The following is a 7,520-nucleotide window of genomic DNA, read 5'->3' on the forward strand; positions in this document are numbered from 1 at the left end:
CGCGCCCGCTGCCCGGCGGGGCCCCCGAGTCCGCCGACCGCGCCGCGGCGCGGCGGCCTCCCCGACGGCCGGGGCGGGGCCGGTCCGGACGCGGGTCGGCGCCGCTCTTCTTCGGCGCGGCCGCGGCGTTGGCGGTCGTCGTCATCGTCGCCGTCGCGGGGCTGATCGTCGTCTCCGGAGACGACGGGAGGTCGGCGCAGGGCGATCCGGCGAGGGGGATGGGGCGACCCGCCGACAGCGGATCGTCTCCGCAGTCCTACTCCAGTTCGCCGTCCACGGACGCCTATCGGGGCATCGAAGAGCGGGCCAAGGACGCCCGGCCGCTCACCGAGGCGGAGGTGTTCCCCGCCTCCGGCCGCACCCTGACCGTCAAGGAGGCCGGCGCCCGGCTCACCCTGGTCGGCAGCCGGATGGACGCCGACTGCGCGCAGGCGGTGTGGGGGGCGGCGGTCGCCGAGGAGCTGCGCCGGGGCGGCTGCACCCAGGCCGTCCGCGGCATGTACGCCGACACCCGCAAGGGGTACGCGCTCAGCGTCACGATCTTCAACCTGACCACCTCCGCCGACTCCGACCGGTTCGTGGCGGCGCTCGGCCGGATCCACGGCGGCGGGTTCGTCCGCCCGCTGACCGACGTTCCCGGCGGCGTCACCGCGAGCCCGTTCCCTGAGGAGCTGTCCCGGTTCGGGCAGGGCTTCGGGGCGGCCCGGGGCCTGGCGATGGGCCACTACGCGGTGATCGCCTGGGCGCAGCGGCTGGACGGGACCGGCGATCCCACCGACGAGGCGCTGCTGGCGTTGCTGATCGAGGGCGGCAAGGCGTCCGCGGTGCTGGGCCGCGCGGCCGCCGCGCTGTGAACGCCCTGTGACGCCGTCTTGCGAAGCCGTTCTGTGATCGCGCGGGCGGGAGAACGCGCAGATCAGCGCGGACGGGCGGGGCCGTGTTCCGGACGGCCCGGTGAGGATGATCACCGAACCAGGTGATTTGCATCTGTTCAGTGCAAGCTATGCTGGTCTAAACCACTTGTCGGTGGTTTCGTCGGGATGCGAGGAAACGGATCCATACGACGCAACGTGGCGTGGCTTCGCCAAAGCTGGGTATATCCGGCGAAGCCGGGGGATCCGGTCGACCGGTAGGCGATCTTGCCTGCCCGACCCCCGTCCCGACGGTGGGATAGTCTCCCGGTGAAGAAAGCAGCAAGGGCCAGCGCCGTCCCGGACTGCACTGACACGTAAGCAGTGACACGATGACGGGAGGGTTGATGACGGCTGCTGCCCTCACACCTGGCATGCCCCCGCGCCAAGGGCTGTACGACCCCGCCAACGAGCACGACGCCTGCGGCGTCGGCATGGTCGCGGACATGCACGGCCGCAAGAGCCACGACATCGTCGAGAAGGCCCTGACCGTCCTGCGGAACCTCGACCACCGCGGTGCGGTCGGCGCCGAGCCCGACGACGGGGACGGCGCCGGCATCCTCACCCAGATCCCCGACGCCTTCTTCCGCGAGGTCGTGGACTTCGCGCTGCCCCCGGCCGGCGCCTACGCCGCCGGGACCGCGTTCCTGCCGACCGACGGCACGGAGCGGGCCGAGGTCGTCGCCCACGTGGAGGCGTTGTGCGCCGAGGAGGGCCTGACCGTTCTGGGGTGGCGCGAGCTGCCCCATGACCCCGACTTCTGCGGTCCGGCCGCCCGCCGGACCATGCCGCACTTCGCCCAGTTGTTCGTCAAGGCCGCCGACGACGGCCCGCACGCCGGCAAGACCGGCCTGGAGCTGGACCGCGTGGTGTTCTGCATGCGCGAACGCGCCGAGCAGGACGTGGGCGTCTACTTCCCCAGCCTGTCCTCGCGGACCATCGTCTACAAGGGGATGCTGACGACTCCGCAGCTGGAGCCGTTCTACCCCGACCTGTCGGACCGCCGCTACACCACCGCCATCGCGCTGGTGCACTCGCGGTTCTCCACCAACACCTTCCCGGCCTGGGAGCTGGCGCATCCGTTCCGGTTCATCGCCCACAACGGCGAGATCAACACCGTCAAGGGCAATCGCAACTGGATGCGGGCCAGGGAGGCGCTGCTGAAGTCCGACCTGATCCCCGGGGACCTGTCCCGCGTCTACCCGGTGATCGACATCGAGGCCAGCGACACCGCCTCCTTCGACGAGTGCCTGGAGCTGCTGCACCTGGGCGGCCGGTCGCTGCCGCACGCGGTGCTGATGATGATCCCCGAGGCGTGGGAGAACCACGTCGAGATGGATCCGGCGCGGCGGGCCTTCTATGAATTCCACGCCACCTTGATGGAGGCCTGGGACGGCCCCGCCAGCGTCACCTTCACCGACGGCACCCTGGTCGGCGCCGTGCTGGACCGCAACGGGCTGCGCCCGGGCCGGTTCTGGGTGACCGACGACGGGCTCGTGGTGCTGGCCAGCGAGTCCGGCGTGCTCGATGACATCCCGCCCGCGAAGGTGGTGCGCAAGGGCCGGCTGCAGCCGGGCCGGATCTTCCTGGTCGACACCGCCGCCGGCCGGATCGTCGAGGACGATGAGATCAAGGCCGAGCTGGCCGCCGAGCACCCCTACCAGGAGTGGCTGGATCAGGGCCTGGTGCGGTTCGAGGAGCTGCCGCCCCGCCGACGCGAGACCGTCGACCGCGAGGGACTGCTCAAGCGCCAGCAGGCGTTCGGCTACACCCTCGAGGAGCAGCGGGTCATCCTCACCCCCATGGCCAGGACCGGCGCCGAGCCGGTCGGGTCGATGGGCACCGACACCCCGCTGGCGGTGCTCTCGGACCGCCCGCGGCTGCTGTTCGACTACTTCAAGCAGCTGTTCGCACAGGTCACCAACCCTCCGCTGGACGCCATCCGGGAGGAGCTGGTCACCTCCCTGCAGACCACCCTCGGCCCCGAGGGCAACCTGCTGGAGCCCGGCCCCGAGTCCTGCCGCCGGCTGGTGCTGCCCACCCCGATCATCGACAACGACGAGCTCGCCAAGATCGTCCACATCAACGACGAGGGGGACCTGCCGCACCTGCAGGCCCACGTCGTCCACGGCCTGTACGAGGTCGCCGGCGGCGGCGAGGCCCTCCAGCAGCGGCTGGAGGAGGTCTGCGCCGAGGTGTCGCAGGCCATCGAGGACGGGGCGCGGATCATCGTGCTGTCGGACCGCGGCGTCGACCGCGCCCGCGCCGCGATCCCGTCGCTGCTGCTGACCGGCGCCGTCCACCACCACCTCATCCGCCAGAAGACGCGCACCCGCGTCGGGCTGGTGGTGGAGACCGGCGAGGCCCGCGAGTGCCACCACATGGCGCTGCTGATCGGGTACGGCGCCTCCGCCGTCAACCCCTACCTGGCGATCGAGACCGTCGAAGAGCTCATCGCCGCCGGCGCGCTGCCCGACCTCGACCCGGCCAAGGCCGTGCGCAACATGATCAAGGCGTACGGCAAGGGCGTCCTGAAGATCATGTCCAAGATGGGCGTGTCCACGGTCGCCTCCTACACCGGCGCGCAGATCTTCGAGGCCATCGGGCTGGGCGAGGAGGTCATCGAGCGCTGCTTCACCGGCACCACCTCCCGGCTCGGCGGCGTCGGCTTCGACGTCCTCGCCGAGGAGGTCGCCAAGCGGCACCGCCGTGCCTACCCGACGGGCGGCAACGGCCCCGCCCACCGCACCCTGGAGGTCGGCGGCGAGTACCAGTGGCGGCGCGAGGGCGAGCCGCACCTGTTCAACCCCGAGACCGTCTTCAAGCTGCAGCACTCCACGCGCACCCGCCGGTACGAGATCTTCAAGGAGTACACCCGGAAGGTCGACGAGCAGTCCGAGCGGCTGATGACGCTGCGCGGGCTGTTCAAGCTCAAGACGGGGACGCGCCCGCCGGTGCCGATCGAGGAGGTCGAGCCGGTCGGCGAGATCGTCAAGCGGTTCTCCACCGGCGCCATGTCGTACGGGTCCATCTCCGCCGAGGCCCACGAGACCCTCGCCATCGCCATGAACCGGCTGGGCGGCAAGTCCAACACCGGCGAGGGCGGGGAGGACCCCGAGCGCTACACCCCCGACCCCAACGGCGACCTGCGGCGCAGCGCCATCAAGCAGGTGGCCTCCGGCCGGTTCGGGGTGACCGCCGAGTACCTGACCAACGCCGACGACATCCAGATCAAGATGGCCCAGGGCGCCAAGCCCGGCGAGGGCGGCCAGCTGCCCGGCCACAAGGTCTACCCGTGGGTGGCCAAGACCCGCCACTCCACCCCCGGCGTCGGGTTGATCTCTCCGCCGCCGCACCACGACATCTACTCCATCGAGGACCTGGCCCAGCTCATCCACGACCTCAAGAACGCCAACCCGGCCGCCCGCATCCACGTCAAGCTGGTCGCCGAGGTCGGCGTCGGCACCGTCGCCGCCGGCGTCTCCAAGGCCCACGCCGACGTGGTGCTGATCAGCGGTCACGACGGCGGCACCGGCGCCTCCCCGCTGACCTCCATCAAGCACGCCGGCGCCCCCTGGGAGCTCGGACTGGCCGAGACCCAGCAGACCCTGATGCGCAACGGGCTGCGCGACCGGATCGTGGTCCAGGTCGACGGGCAGATGAAGACCGGCCGCGACGTGATCATCGCCGCGCTGCTGGGGGCCGAGGAGTACGGCTTCGCCACCGCCCCGCTGGTGGTCTCCGGCTGCGTCATGATGCGGGTGTGCCACCTGGACACCTGTCCGGTCGGCGTGGCCACCCAGAACCCGGAGCTGCGCAAGCGCTTCAGCGGCAAGCCCGAGTTCGTGGTCAACTTCTTCGAGTTCATCGCCCAGGAGGTCCGCGAGTACCTGGCCGCGCTGGGCTTCCGCAGCCTGGACGAGGCCATCGGCCGCATCGACCTGCTCGACACCCGCGAGGCCGTCGACCACTGGAAGGCCTCCGGGCTGGACCTCAGCCCCATCCTGTACCGGCCCGAGAACCCCTACGGGAACGCGCCGCGCTGCGTGACCGCCCAGGACCACGGGCTGGAGAAGGCGCTGGACAACACCCTCATCCAGCTCGCCGAGGGCGCCCTCACCCGCGGTGAGAAGGTCAAGCTGGAGCTGCCGATCCGCAACGTCAACCGGACCGTCGGCACCATGCTCGGCCACGAGATCACCAAGCGGTACGGCGGGGCCGGGCTGCCGGCCGACACCATCGACATCACCTTCACCGGGTCGGCGGGCAACTCCTTCGGCGCCTTCGTGCCCCGCGGCGTCACGCTGCGGCTCGTCGGCGACGCCAACGACTACGTCGGCAAGGGCCTGTCCGGCGGCCGCATCACGGTGCGGCCCCACCCGGACGCCCCCTTCGCCGCCGAGCACCAGATCATCGCCGGCAACGTCATCCTCTACGGCGCCACCTCCGGCGAGCTGTTCGTCCGCGGCATCGTCGGCGAGCGGTTCTGCGTCCGCAACTCCGGCGCCACCGCCGTGGTGGAGGGCGTCGGCGACCACGCGCTGGAGTACATGACCGGCGGCCGGGCCGTCATCCTCGGCCCCACCGGCCGCAACCTGGCGGCCGGCATGTCCGGCGGCATCGCCTACGTCCTCGATCTGGAACCCGTCCGGGTCAACCGCGAGATGGTGGAGATCGAGGAGCTCGGCGACGCCGACCGCGAGTTCCTGCGCGAGATCGTCGAACGGCATCTGACCGAGACCGGCTCGACGGTCGCCGAGCGGCTGCTGGCCGACTGGGACGCGGCCTTGGGCCGGTTCGCCAAGATCATGCCGCGCGACTACAAGCGCGTCCTGGAGGCCAAGGCCCGCGCCGAGGCCGAGGGGCGCGACGTCAACGAGGCCATCATGGCCGCCGTCACCGGCTGAGCGAGGGGGGTTCCACCACATGGCCGACCCGAAGGGTTTCCTGACCGTTCCGCGGGAGCTCCCCGAGCGGCGTCCCGTCGACGTGCGGATCAAGAGCTGGCGCGAGGTCTATGAGGACTTCGACCGCGGCAGGCTGGAGAAGCAGGCCAGCCGATGCATGGACTGCGGCATCCCGTTCTGCCACCAGGGCTGCCCGCTGGGCAATCTGATCCCCGAGTGGAACGACCTGGTCTACCGCGGCCGCTGGCGGGAGGCCGTCGAGCGGCTGCACGCCACCAACAACTTCCCCGAGTTCACCGGGAAGCTGTGCCCCGCCCCGTGCGAATCGGCGTGCGTGCTGGGCATCAACTCCGACCCCGTCACCATCAAGCGGGTCGAGGCCGAGATCATCGACCGGGCCTGGGAGGAGGGCTGGGTCACCCCCCAGCCCCCCGCGGTCAAGACCGGCAAGAAGGTCGCCGTCGTCGGCTCCGGCCCCGCCGGGCTGGCCGCCGCCCAGCAGCTCACCCGCGCCGGGCACGACGTCACCGTCTACGAACGGGCCGACCGCATCGGCGGGCTGCTGCGCTACGGCATCCCCGAGTTCAAGATGGAGAAGCGGCATCTGGACCGGAGGCTGGCGCAGATGCGCGCCGAGGGCACCGAGTTCGTCACCTCGGTGCACGTCGGCGTCGACATCACCGCCGAGGAGCTGCGCGCCCGCCACGACGCGGTGCTGCTGGCCGGCGGCTCCACCGTCCGCCGCGACCTGCCCGTTCCGGGCCGGGAGCTGGCCGGCGTCCACCAGGCGATGGAGTACCTCCCCGACGCCAACCGCGTTCAGGAGGGCGACTACCCCGAGCCGAAGATCACCGCCGCGGGCAAGGACGTCGTGGTGATCGGCGGCGGCGACACCGGCGCCGACTGCGTGGGCACCGCCATCCGCCAGGGGGCCCGCTCGGTGGTCCAGCTGGAGATCATGCCCAAGCCTCCGACCAGCCGGCCCGACCACCAGCCCTGGCCGACCTACCCGATGCTCTACAAGGTCGAGAGCGCCCACGAGGAGCTCGACGCGCTCGGCGGCCAGCGGCTGTACGCGCTGTCCACCACCGAGTTCGTCGGCGACGAGGACGGGCGGGTCGCGGCGCTCAAGGTGGTCGGGGTGGAGGGACCGGAGACCGGCTTCAAGCCGATCCCGGGCACCGAGCGGGAGATCAGCGCCCAGCTGGTCGTCCTGGCCATGGGCTTCCTCGGCCCCGAGCGCGAAGGCCTGCTCGAGCAGCTCGGCGTGGAGTTCGACCGGCGCGGCAACGTCGCCCGGGACGAGAACTACGCCACCTCGGTGGACGGCGTGTTCGTCGCCGGCGACATGGGCCGCGGCCAGTCGCTCATCGTGTGGGCCATCGCCGAGGGGCGCGCCGCGGCCGCCGCCGTCGACGCGTACCTGTCCGGCGACACCGTGCTGCCGGCCCCGATCCCGCCGACCGCCAGGCCCATCTCCTGATCACGACGGTCGTGAGCGCGACGAGCCCTCCGTCCGGAGGGCTCGTCCCTTTCCGGGCGCTCTTGGGGGCGCCCCAGGCCCTTCGGGCCCGCCGCGGGCGTTCTCGCGCGGACGTTCGCCGCGAAGCCGCCGCCCGCCCGGGCGGTTCGTCGGATCCGCCGCGGACGCTCGTCGGGGCGGCCCCGCGCACCGCGCGGGTCGCGGCCGGTCGCGGCCGGC

General features: G+C 71.8%; 3 protein-coding genes. All 3 read left to right on the forward strand.

All coding sequences use genetic code 11. The annotated features are described in order from the left end of the window. Window positions 1–854: hypothetical protein (locus tag EIO00_RS24360; protein ID WP_161602792.1), on the forward strand; the 854-nt coding region annotated here is incomplete at its 5' end. A 404-nt stretch (window positions 855–1,258) separates the two neighbouring features. Continuing rightward, on the forward strand, window positions 1,259–5,818 hold the full coding sequence (gene gltB / locus EIO00_RS23655) for a glutamate synthase large subunit (protein WP_175596323.1): 4,560 nt from the start codon (window positions 1,259–1,261) through the stop codon (window positions 5,816–5,818). A gap of 19 nt (window positions 5,819–5,837) precedes the next feature. Next, window positions 5,838–7,301 carry a glutamate synthase subunit beta gene (locus EIO00_RS23660; RefSeq protein WP_140182598.1) on the forward strand — a complete coding sequence of 488 codons (1,464 nt, stop codon included), beginning with the start codon at window positions 5,838–5,840 and terminating at the stop codon, window positions 7,299–7,301. The last annotated feature ends 219 nt before the right edge of the window (window positions 7,302–7,520 follow it).

The organism is Thermomonospora catenispora (genome assembly GCF_006363815.1).
In the GTDB taxonomy this organism is placed as follows: Bacteria; Actinomycetota; Actinomycetes; order Streptosporangiales; family Streptosporangiaceae; genus Thermomonospora; species Thermomonospora catenispora.